Origin of the sequence: Niveispirillum sp. BGYR6 (assembly GCF_027568365.1) — a bacterium.
Classification (GTDB): domain Bacteria; phylum Pseudomonadota; class Alphaproteobacteria; order Azospirillales; family Azospirillaceae; genus Niveispirillum.
Window position 1 is genome coordinate 37,985 of sequence record NZ_JANLNL010000014.1, and the last position, 24,599, is coordinate 62,583.

Annotated in this window: 24 protein-coding genes; 12 read left to right on the top strand and 12 right to left on the bottom strand. The window is 63.4% G+C overall.

From position 1 onward, the window contains the following. Nucleotides 1–32: 32 nt before the first annotated feature. The 5 genes from PCJ49_RS22160 to PCJ49_RS22180 all read right to left on the bottom strand — a co-directional run bounded on the left by PCJ49_RS22160 (nucleotide 33) and on the right by PCJ49_RS22180 (nucleotide 4,298). Nucleotides 33–986, bottom strand: a complete 954-nt coding sequence (locus tag PCJ49_RS22160) for an alpha/beta hydrolase (RefSeq protein WP_269912879.1) — start codon at nucleotides 984–986, stop codon at nucleotides 33–35. 81 nt (nucleotides 987–1,067) lie between these two features. Next, nucleotides 1,068–1,418: a hypothetical protein gene (locus PCJ49_RS22165; RefSeq protein WP_269912880.1), complete on the bottom strand. Its 351-nt coding sequence runs from the start codon at nucleotides 1,416–1,418 to the stop codon at nucleotides 1,068–1,070. A 321-nt stretch (nucleotides 1,419–1,739) separates the two neighbouring features. After that, nucleotides 1,740–2,054 (bottom strand): hypothetical protein, encoded by a 315-nt coding sequence (locus tag PCJ49_RS22170; RefSeq protein WP_089285896.1) that lies wholly within the window; start codon nucleotides 2,052–2,054, stop codon nucleotides 1,740–1,742. 389 nt (nucleotides 2,055–2,443) lie between these two features. Next, nucleotides 2,444–3,409 (bottom strand): malate dehydrogenase, encoded by a 966-nt coding sequence (mdh, locus tag PCJ49_RS22175; RefSeq protein ID WP_089285897.1) that lies wholly within the window; start codon nucleotides 3,407–3,409, stop codon nucleotides 2,444–2,446. Nucleotides 3,410–3,635: 226 nt separating this feature from the next. Further along, on the bottom strand, nucleotides 3,636–4,298 hold the full coding sequence (locus tag PCJ49_RS22180) for a cation diffusion facilitator family transporter (RefSeq protein ID WP_269912881.1): 663 nt from the start codon (nucleotides 4,296–4,298) through the stop codon (nucleotides 3,636–3,638). Nucleotides 4,299–4,376: 78 nt separating this feature from the next. Between PCJ49_RS22180 and PCJ49_RS22185 the strand changes: the two genes are divergently transcribed. Together PCJ49_RS22185 and PCJ49_RS22190 are read left to right on the top strand one after the other, a co-directional pair. After that, complete coding sequence (locus tag PCJ49_RS22185) at nucleotides 4,377–4,784, top strand: helix-turn-helix domain-containing protein (protein WP_089286824.1); 408 nt, start codon at nucleotides 4,377–4,379, stop codon at nucleotides 4,782–4,784. A 334-nt stretch (nucleotides 4,785–5,118) separates the two neighbouring features. Further along, nucleotides 5,119–5,868 (top strand): hypothetical protein, encoded by a 750-nt coding sequence (locus PCJ49_RS22190; protein WP_269912882.1) that lies wholly within the window; start codon nucleotides 5,119–5,121, stop codon nucleotides 5,866–5,868. A gap of 111 nt (nucleotides 5,869–5,979) precedes the next feature. Here the strand turns inward: PCJ49_RS22190 and PCJ49_RS22195 are convergent, their stop codons facing one another. Then, nucleotides 5,980–7,584 carry a phosphoenolpyruvate carboxykinase gene (locus PCJ49_RS22195; RefSeq protein WP_269912883.1) on the bottom strand — a complete coding sequence of 535 codons (1,605 nt, stop codon included), beginning with the start codon at nucleotides 7,582–7,584 and terminating at the stop codon, nucleotides 5,980–5,982. 152 nt (nucleotides 7,585–7,736) lie between these two features. Then, nucleotides 7,737–9,122 carry a DUF2142 domain-containing protein gene (locus PCJ49_RS22200; RefSeq protein WP_269912884.1) on the bottom strand — a complete coding sequence of 462 codons (1,386 nt, stop codon included), beginning with the start codon at nucleotides 9,120–9,122 and terminating at the stop codon, nucleotides 7,737–7,739. 298 nt (nucleotides 9,123–9,420) lie between these two features. Here PCJ49_RS22200 and PCJ49_RS22205 point away from each other — a divergent pair, with 298 nt between their 5' ends. After that, on the top strand, nucleotides 9,421–10,260 hold the full coding sequence (locus PCJ49_RS22205) for a 2OG-Fe(II) oxygenase family protein (protein WP_269912885.1): 840 nt from the start codon (nucleotides 9,421–9,423) through the stop codon (nucleotides 10,258–10,260). A 47-nt stretch (nucleotides 10,261–10,307) separates the two neighbouring features. Here PCJ49_RS22205 and PCJ49_RS22210 read toward each other — a convergent pair whose 3' ends face one another. Further along, the gene (locus tag PCJ49_RS22210; protein ID WP_269912886.1) at nucleotides 10,308–10,628 is read right to left on the bottom strand and encodes a DUF1476 domain-containing protein; all 321 of its coding nucleotides are present in this window, start codon (nucleotides 10,626–10,628) and stop codon (nucleotides 10,308–10,310) included. A gap of 171 nt (nucleotides 10,629–10,799) precedes the next feature. On the opposite strand from PCJ49_RS22210, the gene PCJ49_RS22215 reads away from it, so the two are divergent. The 7 genes from PCJ49_RS22215 to mutS all read left to right on the top strand — a co-directional run bounded on the left by PCJ49_RS22215 (nucleotide 10,800) and on the right by mutS (nucleotide 17,589). Continuing rightward, complete coding sequence (locus tag PCJ49_RS22215) at nucleotides 10,800–11,552, top strand: NRDE family protein (RefSeq protein WP_269912887.1); 753 nt, start codon at nucleotides 10,800–10,802, stop codon at nucleotides 11,550–11,552. Between the two features lie 149 nt (nucleotides 11,553–11,701). Then, the gene (purC, locus tag PCJ49_RS22220; RefSeq protein WP_089285938.1) at nucleotides 11,702–12,466 is read left to right on the top strand and encodes a phosphoribosylaminoimidazolesuccinocarboxamide synthase; all 765 of its coding nucleotides are present in this window, start codon (nucleotides 11,702–11,704) and stop codon (nucleotides 12,464–12,466) included. A 17-nt stretch (nucleotides 12,467–12,483) separates the two neighbouring features. After that, nucleotides 12,484–12,906: a hypothetical protein gene (locus PCJ49_RS22225; RefSeq protein WP_269912888.1), complete on the top strand. Its 423-nt coding sequence runs from the start codon at nucleotides 12,484–12,486 to the stop codon at nucleotides 12,904–12,906. Nucleotides 12,907–12,962: 56 nt separating this feature from the next. After that, the gene (purS, locus tag PCJ49_RS22230) at nucleotides 12,963–13,205 is read left to right on the top strand and encodes a phosphoribosylformylglycinamidine synthase subunit PurS (RefSeq protein WP_269912889.1); all 243 of its coding nucleotides are present in this window, start codon (nucleotides 12,963–12,965) and stop codon (nucleotides 13,203–13,205) included. 181 nt (nucleotides 13,206–13,386) lie between these two features. Continuing rightward, nucleotides 13,387–13,887: a hypothetical protein gene (locus tag PCJ49_RS22235; protein ID WP_269912890.1), complete on the top strand. Its 501-nt coding sequence runs from the start codon at nucleotides 13,387–13,389 to the stop codon at nucleotides 13,885–13,887. Nucleotides 13,888–14,276: 389 nt separating this feature from the next. Continuing rightward, nucleotides 14,277–14,810 (top strand): PAS domain-containing protein, encoded by a 534-nt coding sequence (locus tag PCJ49_RS22240; RefSeq protein ID WP_269912891.1) that lies wholly within the window; start codon nucleotides 14,277–14,279, stop codon nucleotides 14,808–14,810. 118 nt (nucleotides 14,811–14,928) lie between these two features. Further along, on the top strand, nucleotides 14,929–17,589 hold the full coding sequence (gene mutS, locus PCJ49_RS22245) for a DNA mismatch repair protein MutS (protein WP_269912965.1): 2,661 nt from the start codon (nucleotides 14,929–14,931) through the stop codon (nucleotides 17,587–17,589). Here the strand turns inward: mutS and PCJ49_RS22250 are convergent, their stop codons facing one another. Further along, on the bottom strand, nucleotides 17,590–18,288 hold the full coding sequence (locus PCJ49_RS22250; RefSeq protein WP_269912892.1) for a DUF1194 domain-containing protein: 699 nt from the start codon (nucleotides 18,286–18,288) through the stop codon (nucleotides 17,590–17,592). It abuts the gene before it with no gap. A 17-nt stretch (nucleotides 18,289–18,305) separates the two neighbouring features. Next, nucleotides 18,306–19,436 (bottom strand): A/G-specific adenine glycosylase, encoded by a 1,131-nt coding sequence (gene mutY, locus PCJ49_RS22255; protein ID WP_269912893.1) that lies wholly within the window; start codon nucleotides 19,434–19,436, stop codon nucleotides 18,306–18,308. Here mutY and PCJ49_RS22260 point away from each other — a divergent pair. Continuing rightward, nucleotides 19,435–19,917, top strand: a complete 483-nt coding sequence (locus PCJ49_RS22260) for a DciA family protein (protein WP_269912894.1) — start codon at nucleotides 19,435–19,437, stop codon at nucleotides 19,915–19,917. The genes mutY and PCJ49_RS22260 overlap by 2 nt on opposite strands. 272 nt (nucleotides 19,918–20,189) lie before the next feature. On the opposite strand, the gene PCJ49_RS22265 is transcribed toward PCJ49_RS22260, so the two are convergent. Both PCJ49_RS22265 and PCJ49_RS22270 read right to left on the bottom strand, forming a co-directional pair. Next, nucleotides 20,190–21,782 (bottom strand): peptide ABC transporter substrate-binding protein, encoded by a 1,593-nt coding sequence (locus tag PCJ49_RS22265; protein ID WP_269912895.1) that lies wholly within the window; start codon nucleotides 21,780–21,782, stop codon nucleotides 20,190–20,192. Between the two features lie 298 nt (nucleotides 21,783–22,080). After that, on the bottom strand, nucleotides 22,081–23,673 hold the full coding sequence (locus PCJ49_RS22270; protein ID WP_269912896.1) for a peptide ABC transporter substrate-binding protein: 1,593 nt from the start codon (nucleotides 23,671–23,673) through the stop codon (nucleotides 22,081–22,083). 181 nt (nucleotides 23,674–23,854) lie between these two features. Between PCJ49_RS22270 and PCJ49_RS22275 the strand changes: the two genes are divergently transcribed. Beyond that, entirely contained in the window at nucleotides 23,855–24,592 is a 738-nt protein-coding gene (locus PCJ49_RS22275; RefSeq protein WP_269912897.1) for a TerC family protein, read from the top strand. Nucleotides 24,593–24,599: the final 7 nt, after the last annotated feature.

Below are 24,599 nucleotides of genomic sequence, written 5' to 3' on the forward strand. Positions count from 1 at the left end.
GAAAGGGGGGGGCGGGCTTTCCCGCCCCCTTGTCACAGGCCCCGCAGGAAAGTGAGCAACGCCCCATTCACCGCATCGGGCGCTTCCTGCTGCACCCAATGGCCGGCATCGGGCACCAGAATGGTACCGCGATAATCGGTGCAGGTCTGGCCATCCATGGCCTTCAGCGCCTTTTCCATGCTGGGCATCCGCAGCACCCCGTCGAGTTGGCCGGCGATGAAGCAGGCCGGCACCTTGATCGGCACGCCATGCCAGGGGGCCATCAGCGCCCAATTGCGATCCAGGTTGCGATACCAGTTCAGCCCGCCGCGATAGCCGGTGCGGGCGAACGTATCGGCATAGAGACGCAGATCCGCCTCCGGCAACCAGTCGGGCAGCACCTCCACCGGCGCACAGCCTTGCACCAGACCGACATCCGGCACCTGTGCCGGCCAGCGTCCACTGGTCGTCACCCCGGCCGCAGAGGCACCCACCAGCAGGCGGCGGTGGGTTTCATAAGGGTCTGCCCCCAGATCGGCCTCCGCCACGCCGGGTTCCTGGAAATAGACCATGTAGAATCGATCCATCCCCTGGGCACGGGCCATGCTGATCGGGCCGCCCTGGGGACCGCGGGGCGACCAGGGTACGGACAACCCGGCCACGGCACGGAATCGGTCCGGCCGCAGCAAAGCCGCGTGCCAGGCCACGGCAGCCCCCCAATCATGGCCGATAATGGCGCACTGATCGATGCCCAGAGCATCCAGCAGCGCCACCTGGTCACCCACCAGATGCAGGATGGTGTAATCACCCCCATCATCCGGGGCGTCGGTGTCCCCATAGCCGCGCATGTCCGGGACAATCACCCGATATCCCGCCCCCACCAGGGCCGGCACCTGATGGCGCCAGCTATGGCCCAGTTCTGGCCAGCCATGGCAGAGCAGCAGGGCGGGGCCGCTGCCGTGGTCCTGATAGGCAATGTTGATTCCGTTGGCCCGCACCTGCGGCATGATGGTGGCTCCCCGGCAGTTTTGCCGGGATCATAGCAGTGCCGGTCGGGCACCGCTATGTCGCTGCATCTCCCGCTATCGTCATCCAGCGCGGGATTTGAACGTCTTCAGCCGCTTATTGAAATCGGCGGCCAGCTTTTCCATCCGCTCGGTGGATTTGTTGTAGGAATCGGCATCAATCCGGCCGCGTACCTTTCCTTCTGCGGTGAGGCAGGCCTGATATTCATCCGTCGCGGCGATGTAAGATTTCACCATCTTGGCCGCCTCCGCCATGTCGGCGGCGGTGGCGCTGGCACCGTCCGGCAAGGCTGGCGGATCGCCGATCTCACAGCCGGCCCAGGCCGGGCTGCTGCACAGAATCAGGCTGGCGATGGCAAGGGTGGCAAAGCCGCCACGTCGCTGGATAGCGGTATGCTTGAGTTCGATACGCATCTGCCCTCTCCCATCCGTTTGCCACGGCAGAGCAGGACCGGCGACCGCCTTGGGGGCAGTCCCATCCTGCAACTGAACGCCTGTCGGGCGTCAGTCCACCGGGAATGACTGGATAATCGGGCAGCCGGCCACCTTCTCTTCCACTATGGCAAAAGGGTATTTGTGCGATGCAGCAGCGTCAATAGCCTATCGCGGGAAAATATGTCTTTGGCACAGTATTGCGCCGTCATAGGACAAAAACGGAAAAGCCCGCATCCGGCAACCGGATGCGGGCTTTTGCAGACAGACCCCAGGCGGCAGGGCCACCCGGAGGGCCGGAAATCAACCAGCGCGGGACTTGAAGGTCTTCAGCTGCTTGTTGAAGTCAGCGGCCAGCTTTTCCATCATCTCGGTGGACTTGTTATAGGCGTTCATATCCACCTTGCCCTTGCCGGCGGCTTCCAGGCAGGCCTGATATTCCTGGGTGGCGGTGATATAGGCCTTCACGGCCTTCATCGCGACGCCCATTTCGTCGGCCGAAGCGGTGGCACCATCGGGCAGAGCCGGCGGGTTGCCCTGTTCGCAGCCGGCGCCAAAGGCGGTGCCAGCGGTCAGCGACAGAAGGGCGGCAGAGATCAGCAGAGCGGCGGTCTTCATGAAGGTTAGTCCTTGATAAGGTGATACAAGATTTCGATCGGCAATTCGGTCGCGTCTTGTCCAGGGCGGGTGTAATAAAAACGCCACCAACGGATGGATACGCTACAACCTGCGCATCCACATCAATAACCAAGATTGAATAGCCTGATTACTCTGACGCGCGATCGATGAGATACTTTGGTTGACCGTCACCGTCAATTGTCAGCACTTCCATTGCTGCCATGCAACATGCGCATTGTCTAAAATGCAATCAAATTGCGTCAACAGTGACGCGAAAAACTTAAGCGGTAGCGGTTGCGAAATGGTTAACACGATAAATAAAACCCCCGCACCAAAGAATATGGCGCGGGGGTTCCATCGGACACCGGCCCTGACGGGCCAGAGCACTATCAGCCTTCAGCGGAAACCTTCTTGGTCACGTCGACCAGAACCTTCACCGCATCGACGGACTTGTCGAAATTGGCCTTCTCCTCGGCGGACAGCTCGATCTCGATGATCTTTTCCACGCCCTTGGCGCCGATGACGGTCGGCACGCCGATATAGAGACCGTCAACGCCATACTGGCCGGTCAGCTTGGCGGCCACCGGCAGAACGCGCTTCTTGTCCTTCAGGTAGCTTTCGGCCATGGCGATGGCGGAAGCGGCTGGAGCATAGAAGGCAGAACCGGTCTTCAGCAATCCTACGATTTCGGCACCGCCGTCGCGGGTGCGCTGCACGATCTTGTCCAGCTTCTCCTGCGTGGTCCAGCCCATCTTCACCAGATCGGGCAGCGGGATGCCGGCGACGGTGGAGTAACGGACCGACGGGACCATGGTGTCGCCATGGCCGCCCAGCACGAAGGCGGTGATGTCTTCAACCGACACGCCGAACTCTTCAGCCAGGAACCAGCGGAAACGGGCGCTGTCCAGCACGCCGGCCATGCCGACCACCTTCTCCGCCGGCAGGCCGGAGACTTCCTGGAACAGGCCGACCATGGCGTCCAGCGGGTTGGTGATGACGATGACGAAGGCGTTGGGGGCGTGTTCCTTGACGCCGGCGGCCACGGCCTTGATGACCTTGGCATTGATGCCAACCAGATCGTCACGGCTCATGCCCGGCTTGCGCGGCACGCCGGCGGTGATGATCACCACATCGGCGCCGGCGATATCGGCATAGTCGGACGTGCCCGAGTAACCGGCGTCAAAACCGGCAACCGGCGACAGCTCGGCGATATCCAGCGCCTTGCCCTTGGCGACGCCGGAGAAATCCGGAATGTCGAGCAGGACGATATCGCCCAGTTCCTTCTGGCCGGCCAGCAGAGCCAGCGTACCGCCGATTTGGCCGGCGCCGATCAGGGCGATCTTCTTGCGTGCCATGGGTCATTCCCTTCGAGTAGGTCGGATCAGGAAATTAAATTTCGTCTGGAGCAACCGCGAGGGGGCTTGCTTTCAACTGGCCGCGACGCGGGTGACCCTGGGCCGGGTGCTTAGCCCGAAATGATGCAGTGGGCAAGCCGACAAGGGTCGAGGGTGGGGGAAGGCTGGCAAGCGCCTGCAGCAACCCCCTTATGCATCCCGTCCGACAGGCGGGCAGGGGGGCAGATCAGTGTGAATGGCCATGCCCGTGACCATGATCATGGCCGTGATCTTCCACCTGACCGGTGCGCAGCTCGCGGATGGACTGACGGCTGATCTGCCAGGCCGCACTCAGCGCCAGCCAGGCCATCACCAGGGCCACGGCAATATCCGGCCAGCCGGTGCCGGTGCCGAACACGCCCAGCGCCGCCACCATCACGGCGATATTGCCCAGGGCATCGTTGCGGGAGCAGAGCCAGACGCTGCGCATATTGGCGTCCCCCTGCCGCCAGGCATAGAGCATGATGGCAGTGCCGACATTGGCGGCCAGGGCCAGCGCGCCAACCCAGCCCATGGTTTCCGCCGTCGGCACCCGCCCGCCCAGCACATTCAGCAGCGATTGCACCGCGACGAACAGGCCGATACCGCCCATGGAAAGCCCCTTCACCAGGGCCGCCCAGGACCGCACATGCAGGGCGGCCCCCAGCACGAACAGGCTGATGCCGTAATTGGCGGCATCGGAGAGGAAATCGGCGGCATCCGCTTTCAGGGCGACAGAGCCGGATTGCAGGCCGGCCAGCATTTCGAAGACAAACATGCCCCCATTAATCAGCAACGCCAGCCAGAGCACCCGGCGATAGGCCGGGCTGGTGGGGCCGTTGGTGGGGGTGGGGCAGCAGGAAGCGGACATGGGATTTTCCCTTGTCAGAAGGAGAAGCTGCCCGGAAAGATGGACCCTGTAGCCGCTACAGGGTCAAGGGGAATGGATATGCACAGGGATTACCGTATCGGCGATCTGGCCCGCGCCACCGACACGGCGGTGGAAACGGTCCGCTATTACGAGCGCATCGGCCTGTTGCCGGAACCGCCGCGCACGGAGGGCAATTACCGGCTTTATGGCGAGGCGCACCTGAACCGGCTGCGTTTCATCCGCCGGGCGCGGGCGCTTGGCTTCCACCTGGATGTGATCCGCGACCTGCTGGGCATGGTGGACCGTCCCGACCAGCCCTGCGCCAGCATCGACCAGCTGGCCCGCGCCCAGATGGCGGAGGTGGACGCTAAGATCGCCGACCTGACCCGCCTGCGCGCCGAACTGGCCCATGTCGCCAACCAGTGCCATGGCGGCACTGTGCGGGAATGCCGGATTGTCGAGGCGTTGAGCGGTGGGGAGGGGTGAACCTGACCGATTAAAAACCTGATGGGGCACAGGGGAGGGCTTGGCTGCTGGTCGGTGTCTCCGCTATGCACGCAGTATTCGCATACGTTCGGATGCGATTAAGAGTTATATGAATTATAAAATACAACCATTATCGACATAATGAATAACCAGTGATACAGTTTATAGATTCATAATGATCTCTGTATCGATTTGAAATTTCCCGTTTTCTATCAAAATTTTAGTGTCTGTTCGGGCTGCAAAGGGGGACGACATGGCCGTCAATAATCTCCTTATTCTGGCGCATGGTAACAACCCCTCCTCCGGGGGGAACCCCTTTGCGCATGTCGGGAAGATGGCTGGTGCCGCAGCGCCGGATGGCCTGTTTGCGCCCGCCAAGGAAAAGGTGGGTGCGACGTCCCCACCATCCACCAATGGCCCCGGTACGACGACCGACCGGGTGGAACTCAGCGGCTTGGCGCAGGCACTGACGGGGCAGGCCGCCGCCTTCTTCAATCAGATGGATGATAAGGAGCGGGGCACGCTGGAAACCCTGGTCAAATCCGGCAAGGTTTCCGTCGATGATGCCGTGAGGGGCCTGCAATTCTGGGCTGATGAGGTGACCTTCACCAAGGCCATGACCCTGGTGGCCCCCACGGCGCAGGAGACGGATCAGGCCCGGCTGCGCGACGATTCGCAGGCGGCTTTCGCAGCGGATTTCCAGGAATTCGCCGCTATCAGTCGGGAGAATGAGGCGCGCAGCGAAGAATATATCAAGGCCGTTGAGAGCGGGAGCGGCGATGTGGTGGCGGCCCGCGAACGGTTGGACGAGGTCTCGGCCCGCTATCGGCAGGCCTCGGCCAAAGCGCGCCAAAGCAATGCGGCCATGGGGGATACGGGCCTCGCCATTCAGACCGGGTTTCAGCAGCGCTTCCAGGCCGTGGCGGACGCCAAGGCGGCATCCGGCCACCCGGATGGCGGCGCGCCCGCCAATGCTGACAACAAGGCGGCGGCGGACCGGCTGGCCGCTGCCGGGCTGGGCCAGCTTGACCTGAAAGAAGCGCGCCGCCGGTTCGCGGCCAGCATTACCGATTTCCCTTATTAAGGGGCCGGCCCCCCCCCCTTGAAAACCAAACGGGCCGGAGGGGATATCCCCTCCGGCCCGCCGGTTGCCTCCCCGGTCGTGGAGGCGCCAGGACAGGTGGTGCCTGGATTGTTACGCGGCGGTACGGATACCGGCGCGCACAACCTTCTCGTCCACCTGGTCCTGGAATTGGGTGAAGTTGGCTTCGAACCGCCGCGCCACCTCATGCGCGGTGGCGTCAAAGGCGCTCTTGTCCGCCCAGGCATTGCGCGGCAGCAGCACATCCACCGGCACCCCCTCGCAGCCTTCCGGCACGGCCAGACCGAAATTCGGTTCCGGCTTGTGCGCCACGCCGGCCAGCTTGCCCGACAGGGCGGCATTCACCAGGGCGCGGGTATGGCCGATCTTCATGCGGCTGCCGGTGCCATAGGCACCGCCCGTCCAGCCGGTATTCACCAGCCAGCAATTGGCGCCATGGGCCTGGATCTTCTGCCCCAGCAGCTTGGCATAGGCGGTGGGGTGGCGGGGCATGAAGGGCGCACCAAAGCAGGTGCTGAAGGTGGCCTGCGGCTCCGTCACGCCCTTTTCCGTACCGGCCACGCGTGCGGTGTAACCGGACAGGAAATGGTACATGGCCTGTTCGGCCGACAGTTTGGAAATGGGCGGCAGCACGCCGAACGCATCCGCCGTCAGCATGATGATGTTCAGCGGCTGGCCACCCAGGCCCGTGTCGGACGCGTTGGGGATGAAATCGATGGGGTAGGAGGCGCGGGTATTTTCCGTCAGCCTGGCATCATCCAGGTCCAGGTCGCGCGTGGCCGGGTCCATGACGACATTTTCCAGCACCGTGCCGAAGCGCCGGGTGGTGGCATAAATCTCCGGCTCGGCCTCGGCCGACAGGCGGATCACCTTGGCATAGCAGCCGCCTTCGAAATTGAACACGCCATTGTCCGACCAGCCATGTTCATCATCGCCGATCAAGGTGCGGCTGCTGTCGGCCGACAGGGTGGTCTTACCCGTACCGGACAAGCCGAAGAAGATGGCGGTATCGCCCGCAGGCCCGATATTGGCCGAACAATGCATGGGCAGCACGCCCTGGGCCGGCAGCATGAAATTCAGCACGGAGAAGATCGACTTCTTGATCTCCCCGGCATAGGAGGTGCCGCCGATCAGCACCAGTTTCTTCTTGAAATTGATGACGACGAACACGTCGGACCGCGTGCCATCCCGTTCCGGCACGGCATGGAAATCCGGCACCTGCAGCACAGTGAAGCCCGGTTCGAACGCCAGCCGGTCGGCCAGGGCCGGGCGGATGAACATGTTCTGGGCGAACAGATTATGCCAGGCGTGCTGGGTGACGATGCGCACCGGCAGCCGATAGGCCGGATCGGCCCCCGCCCACAGATCCTGCACGAACACTTCGCGCCCCTGCAGATAGGCGGTGACGCGGGCGTGCAGCCGGTCGAACGCCTCTTCCGTGAAGGGCTTGTTCGGCCCCCACCAGATATCGGCCTCCGTCGTTTCCTCCCGCACGGTGAATTTATCGTTGGGGGAACGGCCGGTATGCTGGCCGGTAATGGCGACCAGCGCGCCATCCTTGGACAGGGCAACCTCACCGCGCTTCAGCGCCTGTTCATACAGGGCGCCGACGCTGAGATTCCAATGGGCGGCCTTCACATGGGCCAAACCCAGATAATCAAGGCCGAATTGGCTGATGACGGGACCAGTCTTTTCCACGGTCGCATTCTCCCTCGTGATCCGCGAGGCCGCCGCCCCTTTTGTCGGGCGACGCCGGTCCGCATCACGGCCGGCGCATTTTTATGTAACGGCTTTTGTACACTTACCGTTCTCTTTCTGCCGCCGCAACCTTTTCAGCCCTGGCCTTGGCATCAGGGCAGCGCCGCTGCCCCTTTATAGACCTGCAGCATGGTGGCATAGGGCAGGGCTACGGCGGTGGTGATCCCCACCGCCAGCACCAGCAGGGCGGCTGCCGGCACGCTGTGGCGGACTGGCAGATAGCGGGAAAGGGCCGGCGGCAGCAGGCAGAGCAGGAAGGCCAGCGGGACGAAATACCGCCCCTGCACGCCGCCCACCATATCGGCAGCGGGGGCGGTGAAGGTGAGATATTGCAGGAAGAAAATCGCCAGCACCGATCCCAGCAGGGTCAGCCCGACCGTCAGCTTCTGGCGCGGCGCCGGCCGGTTCTGCGGATCGACCAGGATCAGCAGCAGCAGCAGGCCGAAGCTGTTCAGATAAAAATCGTAAGCCGGCGCAGGCAGCACGATATTGGTATGGGCCCAGCCGACCCAGCCCAGCATGGCCACGGTGAAGGGCCACCACCAATGTTCCAGCGTGTTGAGGAAGGCCTTGGGGAAAGCCAGCGGATGGGTCGCCAGATAGGAAAGCTGGGCCTTCATGTCGGGGCTGATGCCATCATGATGCTGCATCACCTGCACGAAAAGGGCGGCGTGCAGCGACCAGCCGATGGTGAGCAGGGCCGCCACAGCCGGCCCCACCCAGCCGGGCCAGCGGCCGATCCGGGCCGGCATCACCCACCAGAGCGGCAGCAGGAACAACAGGTTGGTCGGCCGCGACATGGACATCAGCGCCACCAGCAGCGCCATGCCCAGAAATTCCGCCCCGGTGGATCGCCGTCCGTCGGCCATGGCGCGGCTCAGCAGCGCCACGAAAAGCGCTGCCATAGCGATCAACAGCCCATCCTGGCTGCAGGCGGCATATTGCGCCACGCTCATCGGCCAGAGCGCGATGGCCAGCATGGCCCCCCGACCCCACGCCGTCAGCCAGAGTGCCGCGGCGATCAGGGCGGTGGAAAAGCCGATATTGAAGAAGCGGGCCAGCAGAATACTGTCCTGTACCGGCAGGTCAAAAACCTTGCCCAGCCCCAACCCGATCATGGTGGGCAGATAAAGATTGGGCGGATAGATGGCGGTATTGGGGATATGGACAAAGTGTTGTTTCGCGCCCCAATGGATTTCCCGGGCGGCGGCCATATGCTCGACCGTCACATGCTTCTGCGGGTCGGTCAGCATGGGCCAGTACCGGTCCAGCAGCCCCAGCAAGGCGGAATCGATCTTGCCGCCGGATTGGTCTGTACCAACCTTCTTGCCGAAAAACTGGCCTTGCAGCGCGGTTTCGGCACGCATGATATGGTTGGTCTCATCCACATTGAAAAAAGGTGGCATGGACCAGGCCATGAAGATCGATACCGGCAGGGCCAGTGTCAGGAACAGCAGTACGAACAGGCGGCGGGACATGGAACCATCCGGTCTGGAACATCACGGCTTCCTCATACCCCAGATGGCCCACACGTCCCAATATTCAGTTCGTCCCATGCCCGACAACCGGTTGGGGTAACCGTTTGCTCAATACCCCTCCGGCCGCTTTACCCCCAGCGCCGGGCAGCCCCGGTTCAAGGCCCCTTTGGCCTCCGCATCGCGGGTGGCGGTGGCCAGCGCCCTGGCGGCGGTCGGCATCTATTGACGTCACCCGCCGCCCCATGGTGATAGTGCGCCCAACCTTCCCCGACAATATGGACACCGAGGGCGGACCCCCATGTTCAACATCGCCACCGTGGATTTTCAGGCACCCGATGCCGCCGAACAGTTCGTGCGTTCCATGCATGAAACCGGCTTCGCCGTGCTGCGCAACCATCCCATCGATACCGGCCTGATCGGCGACCTGTACAAGGTCTGGGCCGATTTCTTCGCCTGGGATGGCAAGCACGAATATACGTTCGACCCGCAGTTCCAGGACGGCTATTTCCCCTTCAAGTCGGAAAATGCCAAGGACAGCGCGGTCAAGGATTTGAAAGAATTCTACCATGTCTACCCCGCCCGCCGGCTGCCGCCGGGGGTGGAGGATGCCACGCACCGCATGTATGACGATCTGCGGGGCCTGGGTGACCGGCTGCTGGGCTGGATTCAGGATCAGGTGCCGGCCGCCGTGCGCGACAGCTTTTTCGAACCGCTGCCCCAGATGATGCAAGGGTCGGACCGCTCGTTGTTCCGCATCCTGCATTACCCGCCGATCGGCGAGGGGTATGAGCCGGGGGCCGTGCGCGCGGCGGCGCATGAGGATATCAACCTGATCACCCTGCTGGTGACCGGTTCCGAACCCGGCCTGCAGGCCCAAGATACGGCCGGCAACTGGCATGATGTGCCGTGCGATGCCGGGATGATCGCCGTCAATGGCGGTGACATGCTGAAGCTGGCATCGGGCAATTACATCCCGGCCACGCCGCACCGGGTGGTGAACCCGCCGCCGGAACATAATGTCTCGCGCTATTCGATGCCGATGTTCCTGCATCCGCGCGCCAATGTCCGCCTGTCGGCGGAACTGACCGCGGGTGAATTCCTGGACCAGCGCCTGCGCGAAATCGGCCTGAAGAAGTAAATCAAGGGAAGGGGCCGCCCGACATCAGACGGGCGGCCCCAATCGCTTTATTCAGCCTGCAACTGCTGCCGGGCCTTTTCCAGCAGCACGTCCATTTCCTTTTCGATCCGGTGTTCGGAGATATCCACGCCCTTGGCCTTGAAATCGGCCAGCAGCTTGCGGACGATATCCTTGTGGCCCGGCTCCTCGAAATCCACATTCACCATCAGCTTGCCATAGGCTACGGCATCCTCGCCGGTCAGGCCCATCTGCTCGGCGGCCCACAGCCCGATCAGCTTGGCGCGGCGGGCATAGACGCGGAACTGCAGTTCCTCGTCATGCTTGAACTTGTTTTCGAATGCCTGCTCGCGATCATCGAACGTGGTCATATCCACTTCCTCTGTAAGCCGGGCGTAAACGCCCCCTTGGGATAATCCGCTTATATACCGGACCTGTTCCATACGCCATGGTTGCGGCATGACCGGTTGGTCAGGCATTGACCTGCATCACTGCGGCCGGGAAATTTGTTTGGCAGCCGGAACGTTTTCTGGGGAGAGATCATGTGCAGCATCGTGCTTTTGCGCCGGCCCGGCCATGACTGGCCGCTGATTCTGGCCGGCAATCGGGATGAGATGGTCAACCGCCCCTGGAAGCCGCCCGCCCGCCATTGGCCTGACCGGCCCGATGTGGTGGCCGGGCTGGATGAAACGGCGGGCGGTTCCTGGCTGGGGCTGAATGATCATGGCGTCGTCGCCGTGATCCTGAACCGCAAGGACACGCTGGGCCCCGCCCCGGGCAAAAGGTCGCGGGGGGAGCTGGTGCTGGATGCGCTGGACCATGCCGACGCCAAGGACGCGGCCGAGGCGCTGGCCGATCTGGATGGCAGGGCTTACCGCCCCTTCAATCTGGTGATTGCCGATAACCGTGATGCCTTCTGGCTGTGGCTGCCGGCTGATGGTGGGCGGGTACGGGTGAAACCGATTCCGGTTGGCCTGTCCATGCTGACAGCGTCCGACCTGAATGATGACAGCTCCGCCCGGCAGAAATTCTACCGCCCGCTGTTCCAGGCTGCACCCGCGCCCGATCCGGAGAAAGGCGACTGGAAAGCCTGGGAGGAATTGCTGGGCAGCCGCATCTGGGATTGTGATAGCGGGCCGCGCGGGGCCATGTGCGTGGTGACGCCCATCGGGTTTGAAACCGGCAGTTCGGCCAGCATCGCCCTGCCCGCCATGGGCCGTTCGGGCGTGCTGCCCGTCTTCCGCTTCGCCCCCGGCCGCCCCGACCGCACCCCCTTCGCCCCCCTGACCCTATAGGCGGCGATACCCTGCACTGACCCGTCCGCATCGCTGCGTGCATTGTATAAAAGCCCCCGGCTTGCTATAGGGAAAGACATCGGACCCGGTGGCACCCGCCTGACGGGTCCGTTCCCCTTTTTGCTGGAACGATTGCTGGACACCAACCCATGACCCGACGCCGGCGCATCTACGAAGGCAAGGCGAAGATTCTGTATGAGGGCCCCGAGCCGGGTACCCTGGTCCAGTACTTCAAGGACGACGCCACGGCGTTCAATGCCCAGAAGAAGGGCACGATCACCGGGAAGGGCGTGCTGAACAACCGCATCAGCGAGTATCTGATGCAGAAGTTGGGCGAAATCGGCATCCCCAACCATTTCGTGCGCCGCCTGAACATGCGTGAGCAGCTGGTGCGCGAAGTGGAGATCATCCCGATCGAGGTGGTGGTCCGCAATATCGCCGCCGGCAGCCTGACCAAGCGGTTCGGCATTCCGGAAGGCACGCCGCTGCCCCGGTCCATCGTCGAATATTACTTCAAAAACGACGAGCTGGGCGACCCGATGGTCTCCGAAGAGCATATCACGGCCTTCGGCTGGGCCGCGCCGCAGGATCTGGACGACATGCTGTCACTGGCCCTGCGCATCAATGATTATCTCAACGGCCTGTTCCTGGGCATCGGCCTGAAGCTGGTCGATTTCAAGGTGGAGTTCGGCCGCCTGTTTGAGAATGAAGAGATGCGCATCATCCTGGCGGATGAAATCAGCCCGGATAATTGCCGTCTGTGGGACGCCAAGACCAACGAGAAGTTGGACAAGGACCGTTTCCGCCAGGATCTGGGCAATGTTGCCGAGGCCTATCAGGAAGTGGCCCGCCGTCTGGGCATTCTGCCGGAAGCCGGCCCCGGCGACCATACCGCACCCAAGCTGGTGCAGTAAGGTTCGGGTGACAGGGCATGGACCGGTGGCGGCCCCTGCCCTTGTTGCTGGCCTATGTTGATTTTGCGCTTATGCTGGGGCTGGAATTGGCTTTTGCCGTTCCAGCCCTTTTGCATTTGCCCGCCACCGACTGGACGCTGAATATCCTGACCGCTGGGCGGGGCTGGCTGCTGGTGCCACTGCCCTTCTGCTGGCTGGCCATGGCGATATGGCCAGCGGCGGGCGCCAAGGGGCATCTGGCGCGGCACCTGCGGGCTCTGGCGCTCTATGTTTTGGCCATCATCGGCTTTTTCGCTGCCATCAGCCTGTCCGTCCCTTGGGGGGAGGGGGTCAAGATCGCCTGCCCGGTGATCTATACCGCCGGCACGGCACTGGCCCTTCTCCATCTGGGGCAAGGCTTCCCTGCGTTGCGGCGGTATCTTTCCAGGTCGCCAAGCTGACCGGTTTTTGCTATCCCACCGCCATCGATTTCTGCCTCAAGACAGCGGGTGCCCCCATGAAGGCCAAAGTCATCGTCACCCTGAAGAACGGCGTGCTGGACCCCCAGGGCAAGGCCATTGGCCATGCGCTGACCAATCTGGGTTTCGACGGCGTGGGCGAAGTTCGCCAGGGCAAGCTGATCGAACTGGACGTGGCGGAGACCGACCCGGCCAAGGCCAAGGCCCAGATTGAGGAAATGTGCCGCAAGCTGCTGGCCAACACCGTGATCGAGAATTATTCGATCGAACTGGTTGGCTGATTTCCGCCACCGGCACGGCTGCCGGTTGGGAAAGAAGGGATCAAGGCGCGTCCGGCCCGGCTGGACGCGCCTTTTCTGTTTCAGTGCCGACGAGATTGAGAAAGCGGCCGCTTCAGCGTAGAGACGATGGTTAAGGGGCCGATGCCGGGGTGCCGGCCTGCCATTACAAGGATGGGGTTTCATGCGCGCTGCCGTCATCGCTCCGCTGTCGCTTGCCACGCTGCTGCTGGGCAGCCTCGCTCATGCCACGCCTGCCGATGTGCTGAAATGCACGGAGGTGAAGGAAGATGCCGCCCGACTGGCCTGTTTTGACCGCACCGTTCCAGGCCTTCGCGCCCTGCCGCCACAGGCTGTCACGGTTGCCCCGCCCACCCCCGCCGCACCACCCGTGCCACCGGAACAGCGTTTCGGGGCCGGGCGGCTGAGCAAAGAAGACAAGCCGGCCGCCATGGCGGAGGATGTGGAAACCATCACCGCCACCCTGAAGGATGCCTATGAACGCAGCCCCGGCCGCTGGGTCTTCACCCTGGATAATGGTCAGGTCTGGCAACAGGTGGTGACGCAGACCCTTTACGGCGTGAAGCCCGGTCGCAAGGTGACGGTCGAGAAAGCCATCCTGGGCAGCTATAACCTGCGGGTCGAAGGCATCAAGGCGCTGATCAAGGTTTCCCGCGCCAAATGATGCGGGATCGCTTTGGAGCGTGAATCCGCTCGCTGAACAAGGACTTAGAGCCGGGTACGTTTCTGGTTAAACGTACCCGGCTTTAGGGCCTGTTGAGATTTGACCTTCCATCGGATGCGAGAGCGTGTTCAAGCATCGGATGGAACGCCTGATGCTGACGGATGCACGTTGGGCGAATCGAAGATATCGAGTTCGGCGCCTTGCTGGAGAGAACGGAGCGGCGGCAGTCGCCGTCGCACCGGGCTGCGATGAAATCCACTCATCACAGCCCGGTATTATGCGAAAGGTTAGGGTCGGCTAAGCAATTCTTTACGGATGCCGTTCCAGACTGTCCCCAGGAAGGCCGCAGGGCGGCAATGGCGCGGGGTTTCATCTTGGGTTTGGCGGCAATGGTGCAGAGAACGGATACGGCCTTGGCCGACCTGCCGGACAACCGGCTGCGCCAGCTCGTGGATTATTGGCGTGTGCGGCGGGGTGACCGGATCGCCCCGCCGCGTGCCGCATTGGACCCGGTGGATATTCCGGAGCTTTTGCCATGGCTGTCCATTCTGGATGTGACCGATCACGGTTTTCAGACAAGATTGGCCGGAACAGGGTTGGAGGCTATCTGCGGCCGCCCCTTGACCGGGCTGCTGCTGGATCATGATTCCACCCAGCCGCTGGAACTGACCCTGCTGTCCTGGCTGCGCCATGCCTGTGACCAGCGGGCGCCGATGCTGGTGCAGGCCACGCTGGCCGGACCGCGCACCCGGCTGGTGATGCAGGGCGTGATACTGCCTTTGTCCGGCGATGGCGACCATATCGACAAGCTGATCTGCGGTTGCGTTGCCCTGGGGGGGCTACCGCTTCCCGGTACAGGGCGGCGGCCCCGCCCCGTGGCGCCCAATCTGGTGGAATTCAGCGCCCACCGCCTGGAGGTTTGAAGCGGGCCCGTCTGCGGTGCTAGGTTGGCGCCTTTCCGCCCCGGCATCCGACGGACCCAGACCCCAAGTGCGACAGAACAGCCAAGCCGCCCCCGCCGCCGCCAGCCCCGTTTCCCCAATGATGACCCAGTATCTGGACATCAAGGGGCAGCATCCGGGTTCGCTGCTCTTCTATCGCATGGGCGATTTTTACGAGCTGTTCTTTGACGATGCCGTGCAGGCATCGGCGGCGCTCGACATCACGCTCACCAAGCGCGGCCAGCATCAGGGGGAGGAAATCCCCATGTGCGGCGTGCCGGTGCATTCCCATGAACAATATCTGCTGCGGCTGATCCGCCAGGGTTTCCGTGTCGCCATTTGCGAACAGACGGAAGACCCGGCAGAGGCGAAGAAGCGCGGCTCCAAATCCGTCGTCCGGCGGGAGGTGGTGCGCGTCGTCACCCCCGGCACCATCACCGAGGATGGGTTGCTGGATGCCCGGTCCAACAATTATCTGGCGGCATTGGCAGAGGCCGGCGGCGAGGCCGGGTTGGCCTGGCTGGACCTGTCCACGGGGGAACTGACCCTGGCCCCGGTGGAACGCGCCGGGCTGGGGGCCGCCCTGGCAAGGCTGGCACCGGGAGAGGTGCTGTTGCCCGAACGGCTGTCCCAGGCGGACGAACTGGAACCCGTCTGGGCGGAATGGCGCAACCGGCTGACCATCCAGCCCAATGCACGGTTCGACAGTGAAAATGGCCGCCAGCGCCTGTTATCGCTCTATGGCGTCGGCACGCTGGATGCGTTCGGCGCCTTCACCCGGGCCGAGGTGGCGGCGGCCGGCGCCCTGGTCGATTATGTCGAACTGACCCAGAAGGGAAGGCTGCCGCGCTTTGACACGCCGCGCCGGCAGGGGGCGGGCCAGGTGCTGGAAATTGATCCCGCCACCCGGCGCAATCTGGAACTGACCCGCACCATGACGGGCGATCGGCGCGGCAGCCTGCTGGCCGCCATCGACCGAACCGTGACCGGTTCCGGTGCGCGCCTGCTTTCCGCCCGGCTTTCAGCGCCGTTGACCGATCCGGCACGCATTGCCCGCCGGTTGGACATGGTGACGCTGCTGGTCGAACAATCGCATCTTCGACTGGATATCCGCGCCGAACTGGGCCAGACACCCGATATGGAGCGTGCCCTGTCACGCTTGACGCTGGATCGTGGCAGCCCGCGCGATCTGGCCAATATCCGTGACGGTCTGGCCCGCGCCGTGGCCATCCGGGGGCGGTTGGCCTATGGCGATGCCGGGCCGCTGCCGGAAGGTCTGTCCCGTGTCGCCGATGGGCTGTTGGGGGGAACCGGGGCCGATCATGACGCGCTGATCGACCTGCTGTCCCAGGCATTGGGGCCGGAACTGCCGCTGCTGGCCCGCGACGGCGGTTTCATCGCGGCGGGATATTCCGCGCCACTGGATGAATTGAAGGGGCTGCGCGACGACAGCCGCCGGCATATTGCCGGGCTGCAGGCGCAATATGCCGACCAGACGGGCATCCAGTCCCTGAAGATTCGGCACAATAACGTGCTGGGCTATTATATCGAGGTCACGGCCACCCATGCCGACAAGCTGATGTCGGAAAAGCACCGGGCTGATTTCATCCACCGCCAGACCATGGCGGGGGCGGTACGCTTCACCACCGTGGCCCTGTCGGAACTGGAACGCAAGGTGGCGGAGGCCGGTGATCGGGCGCTGGCCCTGGAGCTGGAGCTGTTCGCCAAGCTGGTGGCCGAGGTGGTGGCCAAGGCCGATTTCATCGCCGCCACCGCCCGCGCGCTCGCCACGCTGGATGTGACGGCAGCCCTGGCTGAACTGGCGGTGGACCGAAACTGGTGCCGCCCGCAGCTGAGCGATGATCTGACCTTTGAGATCAGGGGCGGCCGGCATCCGGTGGTGGAAGAGGCGCTGGCCGAACAGGGTGGCGGGGCCTTTGTCGCCAATGATTGCGGCCTGTCGCCCGGCCAGCGCCTATGGCTGCTGACCGGTCCCAATATGGCCGGTAAATCCACCTTCCTGCGCCAGAATGCGCTGATCGCCGTGCTGGCGCAGATGGGGGCCTATGTGCCCGCGGCCAGCGCGCATATCGGCGTGGTGGACAAGCTGTTCAGCCGTGTGGGGGCGGCGGACGATCTGGCGCGCGGCCGTTCCACCTTTATGGTGGAGATGGTGGAGACGGCCACCATCCTGAACCAGGCGACCCGCCGGTCGCTGGTGATTTTGGATGAGATCGGGCGCGGCACAGCCACCTTTGACGGGCTTTCCATTGCCTGGGCCTGTGTGGAACATCTGCATGAGGTGGCGCGCTGCCGGGGCCTGTTCGCCACCCATTATCACGAATTGACGGCGCTGGCCGCCAAGCTGGCCGAGCTTTCCTGCCACACGATGCGGATCAAGGAATGGCGGGGCGAGGTGGTGTTCCTGCATGAGGTGGCGGCCGGTGCCGCCGACCGTTCCTATGGCATCCATGTCGCCCGGCTGGCCGGCCTGCCCCCGGCGGTGATCCAGCGGGCCGAACAGGTGCTGAAAATCCTGGAGAAGGGGGATCAGGCCAGTGCCGCCGCCCGGCTGGCCGACGATCTGCCATTGTTCGCCGCCCTCAACATGCGCCCCGCGCCGGCCCCGGTGATCACTGCGGCCGAACCGTCAGCGGTGGAAGAGGCCCTGCGCGCTGTGAACCCGGACGAGCTGACGCCGCGTCAGGCGCTGGAGGAACTTTACCGGCTGCGCGGGTTGCTGGGGGATGCCAAGGGGTAATCAGGCAATCTCCGTCACCAGCTTGCCCAGGAAAGAGGCGGCGAAGGAGTCCAGTGTATCGGCGCTGCGCACAAATGCACCGTGACCGGTAATGAGCTGATCGGTATAATAATCCTCCAGCCAGTCATATTCGTTGAGAATGGCCAGCGCATTGACGCCGACATTGGCCGCCGCCGCATAGCCACGGGCCGAGCGCGGATCGATGCCGGCATTGCTGAAACCGTTGGAAACGATATCCAGCGTGCGCTTTTCGGTTTCAAACGGTGCCTTGTCCAGCAGGGCCACGGCCTGCACCACCGCATCGCCCAGCGCTGTGGAGCCGCCCATGGCCACACCGGGCACGGCATCGATGGCGGCGGCGAAATCGCTGCAATCCTGGGGGCTGTGCAGGCGACGCCAGGGCACCAGGGTGGTCAGCGATTCCGGCCCGGCGAACTGGGCCAGCATCACCCCGATGGCACGGTTGCGCCCATCACCCACGGCACCGGCCACGGCCGGGTCACGAAAGGCGGTGGCATGGCCGCGCAACTGGAAATCCAGCAGGCGCGGATCGATGCTGGCCGAGGCATCGACCGCCAGCATCAGCGCCACATCCACCCTTCCCAGGCTGCGATCCTGGGCGCGGGCTGGGACTGCCAGCGACAGGGCCGCCGGGGCAAGGGCCAGGGAGGTCAGAAACGCACGTCTTGTCGGGGCCAAGATGGCTTCCCCTGGGGTCAGGCGCCGCCCTTGGCCAGGGCGTGGCGCAGAATTTTCCGCATCACGGTCGGTAATGCCTCTTCCCCCAGCGCATCGGGCGCGACCCAGCGCAAATCCGTTGCGGGCGGGCTGGTCTTGATGCGGCCGGCCATGACGGCAATCTCGAACTCGAAATGGGTAAAAGTATGACGCACCAGACCGGGCAGTGGCTGCCATGCCACCCCCGCCAACGGGGCATGGGGCAGGGCCTGGGCATTTCCCGGCATGGGGGCGGCCTCCCACGGGGTCGATGGCACCTCCATCATGCCGCCCAACAGCCCGCGTTCCTCCCGCCGGCGCAGGGCGATATGGCCTTGCGCATCGCTCAGGACAAAGGCCACGGCCCGGCGCACCGGTTTGGCGGTCTTGGCCTGTTTGGCCGGCAGTTCATCGGCAATGCCCAGGGCGCGGGCCTGGCACGGTTCCGCCCAGGGGCAGAGGATACAGCGCGGCTTGCGCGGGGTGCAGATGGTGGCGCCCAGATCGAACAGGGCCTGGGTATAATCACCGGGTCGCCGGGCGGGCACCAGGGAAGCGGCATGGGCCTTCAGAATCGGCTTTGATCCCGGCAGCGGATCGGTAACGGCGAACAGCCGTGCCATCACCCGTTCCACATTGCCATCCATGGCGGTGGCCGGCTGGTCAAAGGCGATGGCGCGGATGGCGGCGGCGGTATAGGCGCCGATGCCCGGCAGGGCCAACAGCGCCTCCTCCTCCATCGGGAAGTGCCCGCCATGCTCCGTCGCCACCACCTGGGCGCATTTATGCAGGTTGCGGGCGCGGGCATAATAGCCAAGCCCGGCCCAGGCGCGCAGCACATCATCCAGATCGGCGGCGGCCAGATCGGTGACGCGCGGCCAGCGGGTCAGGAAATCCTGAAAATAGGGGCCGACCGTGGCCACCGTCGTCTGTTGCAGCATGATTTCCGACAGCCAGACCCGGTACGGGTCCGCCACTTCGCCGGCCAGAAAGCGCCAGGGCAGTACGCGGCGGTGCCGGTCATACCAAGCCAGCAGCAGCGGCGGCAGGGCACCATCCCCACCTTGCCCCTGGTCAAGGGCGGCTGGCTTTGCTTTGATGGAGGCCTTGGGCTTGGAAGCGATAACCATGAATGAAACCTACCGCAACGCACCGGTGCGGCTGGGCCGCACCTTGAAAGATGTGGCCGGCAAGGCGCTTGGCAAGAACGGGCTTGCCTTTGGCGCGCTGCTGACCGATTGGCCCAGCATCGTCGGTTCCCGTCTGGCGGACCAGACGTCACCGCTGAAACTGGCATTCCCGGCGGCACAGCGGGACAATGCCACCCTGCATCTGCGCGTCACCGGCCCCGCCGCCCTGCTGGTTCAGCATGAGGAGCCGTTGATCATCGAGAAGATCAACGCCTTCATGGGCTGGCGGGCGGTGGCGCGGTTGAAACTGGTGCATGGCGCCCCGGTTCTCAAGACCAAAAGCTATACCATCGCCCCGGTCCGCCGGCTTTCCCCGGTGGCCGAAGCCAAGCTGCATGACAGCACGGCCGGCGTGGAAGACCCGGAACTGCGCGAGGCGCTGGAACGGCTGGGCCGGGCGCTGGGGGCGACGGGGGTTTGAGGCTTGGTTCAATGTTTCACGTGGAGTTGGGGGTGGGGTTTCCACTGGCGCCGCTGTTTTTTGCGCCAAGTATCGGGGTTGACTCATTTCACCACTGTCACCCCGGCGCAGGCCGGGGTCCAGGGGCCAAGGGCGCTTTGCTCACCGAAACTGGACCCCGGCCTGCGCCGGGGTGACGGTGGTAGAAGGTGGAGGCTGATGGGGCCAGAACGGGTCAAGGGTAAGGAGACAATCCCGAAACCCTTGACCCAATGGTCAACCTTTCCCCGCCCTTACGGCGTCAGTTCCAGATATTGCGACAGGTTAAAGTCCGTCGGGTTGGGCACCCAGCCTTTCAGCTTGGGGCTGACCAGCCGGCGGCGGGTATTATGGTGCAGGGTGATGATGCTGTTGCTTTCCAGGGCCAGCGTTTCCGCCTTGGCCAGCAGTTCGGCGCGCTTGGCCGGGTCGGTCTGGATATTCGCCTCGTCCAGCAACCGGTCGTAATCGGCACTCTTGTAACCGGGCAGGTTCTGCTGCTCCACATCGCTGCGGAACAATTGCAGGAAGGAATTGGCGTCCGGATAGTCACCGATCCAGGCGTAATAGAGCACGTCCTTATAGGCTTTCTCATTGCCGATATTGGCGACGACGCGGAATTCCTGGTTGTTCAGGTTGGTCTGCACGCCCAGCTTCTGCTTCCACATGGCGGCCACGGCGACATTCACCTTGCGGGCATTGTCGCTGGTGTAATGCAGCACCTCCACTTCCGGCAGCGGCTTGCCGCCGGGGCCGTAACCGGCTTCAGCCAGCAGCTTCCTGGCCATGGCGTCGCGTTCGGCCTGGGTCTGCTTGGTCCAGGGCAGGCGCGGCGGCTCATACCCGCCGACATTGCCGGGGGGCGTGAAGCTCCAGGCCGGCAATTCCCCGCCACCGATCACCTTTTCGGCAATCACCTCCCGGTCGATGGCCAGCGCCAGGGCGGCGCGCAGCTTGGGGTTTGATTTCCACGGCTCGTGCGTCAGGTTGAACGACAGGTAATAGGTGGAATAGGTCGGGCCGGCGATATAGGCATCTTTCAGGTTTTCCTGCGCCCATTTGATCTGGGCATTGGGCAGGGTGGATGTGCTGTCCAGTTCACCGGCGCGGAATTTCTTGAATTCCGTTTCCTGATTATCGATGGGGTAGGAGAAGACGGTGTCGATCTTCACCTTGGCCGCATCGTAGTAATAGGGATTTTTTACTTCCTTGATATGGCTCTGCGGCACATTCTCGGCCAGCATATAGGCGCCATTGCTGACCAGATGGCCGGGGGCCGTGAAACTCTCCCCGTACTTTTCCAGGCTGGCCCGATGCAGCGGGAACAGGGCCACATGCTGCAGCGAGGCCAGGAAATAGCCGGTGGGCTTGGTCAGGGTGACCTTGAGGGTGTGATCATCCAACGCTTCCACGCCCAGGCTTTCCGGCGGCTTCTTACCGCTCGTGATCTCCTGTCCATTCACCATGGGCCAGACGAAGTAGCCATAGGGCGACGCCGTCTTCGGGTTGGCCAGCCGGCGCCAGGCATAGACGAAATCCGCCGCCGTCACCGGGCTGCCGTCGGACCATTTGGCATCGGCGCGCAGCTTGAACGTATAGATTTTGCCATCGGGGCTCAGCTCATAGCTGGCGGCCACAGCGTTGCGGCGTTGGCCCTTGGCATCCAGAGTGAACAGCCCTTCAAACAGATCATAGATGATGAAGGCGGCGGGCTGAATCTCCGACTTGGTGGGGTCCAGCGTGTCGGGGGCGGCGGCGGTGCCACGGCGATAGATCATCTCTGCGGTGGCCGGCTGCGTCAGCAGGATGCCGGCCAGACCGACAGCGGCAAGAATTGTCCGTTTCATGGGCATGGATCACTCAAAGACAGGGTTTTTCTGGGGGGACGGGACAACTGCCGCTGTCATTTTGGGATGGTTCCCCGGCCTTGCCGGCCGGGGTTGGGGGGTGGTGTCTGTCTGGAAGGCTTCTATTCGCTATCAAGATCTTACTGCATCCTCACCGTCACCCCGCGAAGGCCGGGGTCCAGTTTCGGTGAGCGAGGCACCTGTGATTCTGGACCCCGGCCTTCGCCGGGGTGACGGTGATAGAGAAAGGCAAGCTGCGTAAGGCATTGAAGTAAATTGAAAGTTTCCAGACAGTTACTCACCCGATATCCAGCCAGCGCGATGGGTTCTGGTCCAGCGGGGTCGGCCGCCAGCCCTTCACCTTGGGCGAGACCAGCCGGCGGCGGTTATTATGCATGATGGGGGCGACCGGGAAGTCCGCCTGATACATCCGCTCCGCCTCGCCCAGCAAGGCGGCGCGGCGGGCCGGGTCCAGGCTGGCATTGGCCTCATCCAGCTTCTGGTCGAAGGCCGGGTTCTTATAGGCCGCCAGATTCTGCTGTTCCACATCGCTGCGCAGCAGTTTCAGGAAGTTGATCGGGTCGGGGAAATCGCCGACCCAGCCATAATAGATGATATCCTTATAGCTCTTCTGGTTGCCGATGCTGGCCACCACGCGGAATTCCTGGTTGTTCAGGTTGGTCTGCACACCCAGCACCTGCTTCCACATGGCGGAGACGGCCACCATGATGCGCTTGGAATTCTCACTGGTGGAATGCAGGATCTCAATCTCCGGCAGCACCTTGCCGCCGGGGCCGTAGCCGGCTTCCGCAAACAGCTTCTTGGCCAGAGCATTGCGGTCGGCCTGGGTTTTGGCGCGCCAATCCGGCTGGGGCGGTTCATATCCCGCCACCTTGCCGCTGGGCGTGAAGCTGTAGGCGGGCAGCAGATCGCCATTCATCACCTTTTCGGTGATCACTTCCCGGTCAATGGCCAGCGACAGGGCGGCGCGCAGCTTGGGGTTCGACTTCCACGGCTCACGCGTCAGATTGAAGGCCAGATAGAAGGTGGAATAGGTCGGCGTCGGCGTATAGGCCGCCTTGCCCTCCGTGCGCGCCCAGTTCACCTGCGTGACCGGCAGGTTATAGGTCGTGTCCAGTTCGCCAGCACGGAAGCGTTTCAGCTCCGTATCCAGATTCTCGGTCACGAAATGATAGACGGTGTCGATCTTCACGGCGGCCGCATCATAATAATGCGGGTTGCGCACCAGCTTGTAATGGGTCTGCGGGATCATTTCCGCCAGTTGATAGGCACCGTTGGAAACGGGCTTGGCCCCTTCCGCGCCCGGCTTCACCGGCGACAGGGATTGGTGCGACAATTGCCCCAGGAAATAGGCGGCCGGCTCCTTCAGGCTGACCTTCAAGGTGCGGTCATCCAGCGCGGTGACGCCCAGCGCCTCCAGCGGCTTGCGCCCGGCGGACACATCGGCCCCGTTTTCCAGCACCCAGACGAAATAGCCATAGGGGGAGGCGGTTTTCGGGTCGGCCAGCCGACGCCAGGCATAGACGAAATCGCCCGCCGTCACGGCACTGCCATCGGACCATTTGCCATTGGCGCGCAGATGGAAAATATAGGTCTTGCCATCGGGTGAGACCTCCCAGCGTTCCGCCGCCCCCGCCTTGGGCTCCCCGTCGGGGCCGGGTGTCAACAGCCCTTCATAAAGATCGTAGATGACGAGGGAGGAATTATGCAGTTCCGCCTTGCCGGGGTCCAGCGTATCGGGGGCGGGGCCGGTGCCCCGGCGCAGCACCTTGCCATCGGCGGCAAAAACGGGGGGGATGGTGCCGGCCATTGCCAGGGTCAGGGCGCTGCTTGCCAGGAAGGAACGGCGGGAAACGGAATGCTGCATCATGGCCTCTCGGTCGGGGCGGTTGCCGGAAACGCTAAGCGCAACCGTAGCCTTGCGCAACGATATGGTTGCCGAAACGGCGCTTTCGGCGTTGCACAACGGACCCCGCGACAAAATTGCGCATTATGTTAAGCTCCCGCGAAACCAACCGCTTAATCCCCTCCCTCCCTTGGCAGGATTCATCATGTTCGAATGGTTGTCCGACCCCAACGCCTGGGCCAGCCTGTTGACGCTGACCGCGTTGGAGATCGTACTTGGCATCGACAATATTATTTTCATCTCCATCATGGCCAACCGGCTGCCTGAACATCAGCGGGCCAAGGCGCGCCAGTTCGGTCTGGCGTTGGCGCTGATCAGCCGGTTGGCGCTGCTGGCCTCCATCGCCTGGATCGTCAAGCTGACCGACCCGATCTTTACCGTCTTCGATATGGGGATTTCGGTCCGTGACCTGATCCTGCTCTTCGGCGGTCTGTTCCTGCTCTATAAGGGCACGGCGGAAATCCACCACACGATGGAAGGCCATGCCGAAGATGGCGGGCCGGCGCGGGCGGCGGCCACCTTCAGCGGCGTGATCATGCAGATCATGGTGCTGGATATCGTCTTCTCCCTGGACAGCGTGATTACCGCCGTCGGCATGGCCAGCCAGTTGCCGGTGATGATCACCGCCGTGGTCATCGCCGTTGCCGTCATGCTGTTCGCCGCCGGCCCCACCAGCCGTTTCGTGCAGAATCACCCGACGGTGAAGATGCTGGCCCTCAGCTTCCTGATCCTGGTCGGGGTGGCGCTGATCGCCGACGGGCTGCATTTCCACATTCCCAAGGGCTATCTTTACTTCGCCATTGCCTTCTCGGTGGCGGTGGAAATGCTCAATCTGGCAGCCTCCAAGCGCCGCCGGCGCAAGGAAGGGGCGGCGGGCCACTGACCCTTTG

Bases quoted from the DNA above. Each gene is read 5' to 3' on its own strand.
- PCJ49_RS22160 (WP_269912879.1), bottom strand. From the start codon at position 986: ATGCCGCAGGTGCGGGCCAACGGAATCAACATTGCCTATCAGGACCAC.
- PCJ49_RS22165 (WP_269912880.1), bottom strand. From the start codon at position 1,418: ATGCGTATCGAACTCAAGCATACCGCTATCCAGCGACGTGGCGGCTTT.
- PCJ49_RS22170 (WP_089285896.1), bottom strand. From the start codon at position 2,054: ATGAAGACCGCCGCTCTGCTGATCTCTGCCGCCCTTCTGTCGCTGACC.
- mdh (WP_089285897.1), bottom strand. From the start codon at position 3,409: ATGGCACGCAAGAAGATCGCCCTGATCGGCGCCGGCCAAATCGGCGGT.
- PCJ49_RS22180 (WP_269912881.1), bottom strand. From the start codon at position 4,298: ATGTCCGCTTCCTGCTGCCCCACCCCCACCAACGGCCCCACCAGCCCG.
- PCJ49_RS22185 (WP_089286824.1), top strand. From the start codon at position 4,377: ATGCACAGGGATTACCGTATCGGCGATCTGGCCCGCGCCACCGACACG.
- PCJ49_RS22190 (WP_269912882.1), top strand. From the start codon at position 5,119: ATGGCTGGTGCCGCAGCGCCGGATGGCCTGTTTGCGCCCGCCAAGGAA.
- PCJ49_RS22200 (WP_269912884.1), bottom strand. From the start codon at position 9,122: ATGTCCCGCCGCCTGTTCGTACTGCTGTTCCTGACACTGGCCCTGCCG.
- PCJ49_RS22205 (WP_269912885.1), top strand. From the start codon at position 9,421: ATGTTCAACATCGCCACCGTGGATTTTCAGGCACCCGATGCCGCCGAA.
- PCJ49_RS22210 (WP_269912886.1), bottom strand. From the start codon at position 10,628: ATGACCACGTTCGATGATCGCGAGCAGGCATTCGAAAACAAGTTCAAG.
- PCJ49_RS22215 (WP_269912887.1), top strand. From the start codon at position 10,800: ATGTGCAGCATCGTGCTTTTGCGCCGGCCCGGCCATGACTGGCCGCTG.
- purC (WP_089285938.1), top strand. From the start codon at position 11,702: ATGACCCGACGCCGGCGCATCTACGAAGGCAAGGCGAAGATTCTGTAT.
- PCJ49_RS22225 (WP_269912888.1), top strand. From the start codon at position 12,484: ATGGACCGGTGGCGGCCCCTGCCCTTGTTGCTGGCCTATGTTGATTTT.
- purS (WP_269912889.1), top strand. From the start codon at position 12,963: ATGAAGGCCAAAGTCATCGTCACCCTGAAGAACGGCGTGCTGGACCCC.
- PCJ49_RS22235 (WP_269912890.1), top strand. From the start codon at position 13,387: ATGCGCGCTGCCGTCATCGCTCCGCTGTCGCTTGCCACGCTGCTGCTG.
- PCJ49_RS22240 (WP_269912891.1), top strand. From the start codon at position 14,277: ATGGTGCAGAGAACGGATACGGCCTTGGCCGACCTGCCGGACAACCGG.
- mutS (WP_269912965.1), top strand. From the start codon at position 14,929: ATGATGACCCAGTATCTGGACATCAAGGGGCAGCATCCGGGTTCGCTG.
- PCJ49_RS22260 (WP_269912894.1), top strand. From the start codon at position 19,435: ATGAATGAAACCTACCGCAACGCACCGGTGCGGCTGGGCCGCACCTTG.
- mutY (WP_269912893.1), bottom strand. From the start codon at position 19,436: ATGGTTATCGCTTCCAAGCCCAAGGCCTCCATCAAAGCAAAGCCAGCC.
- PCJ49_RS22265 (WP_269912895.1), bottom strand. From the start codon at position 21,782: ATGAAACGGACAATTCTTGCCGCTGTCGGTCTGGCCGGCATCCTGCTG.
- PCJ49_RS22270 (WP_269912896.1), bottom strand. From the start codon at position 23,673: ATGATGCAGCATTCCGTTTCCCGCCGTTCCTTCCTGGCAAGCAGCGCC.
- PCJ49_RS22275 (WP_269912897.1), top strand. From the start codon at position 23,855: ATGTTCGAATGGTTGTCCGACCCCAACGCCTGGGCCAGCCTGTTGACG.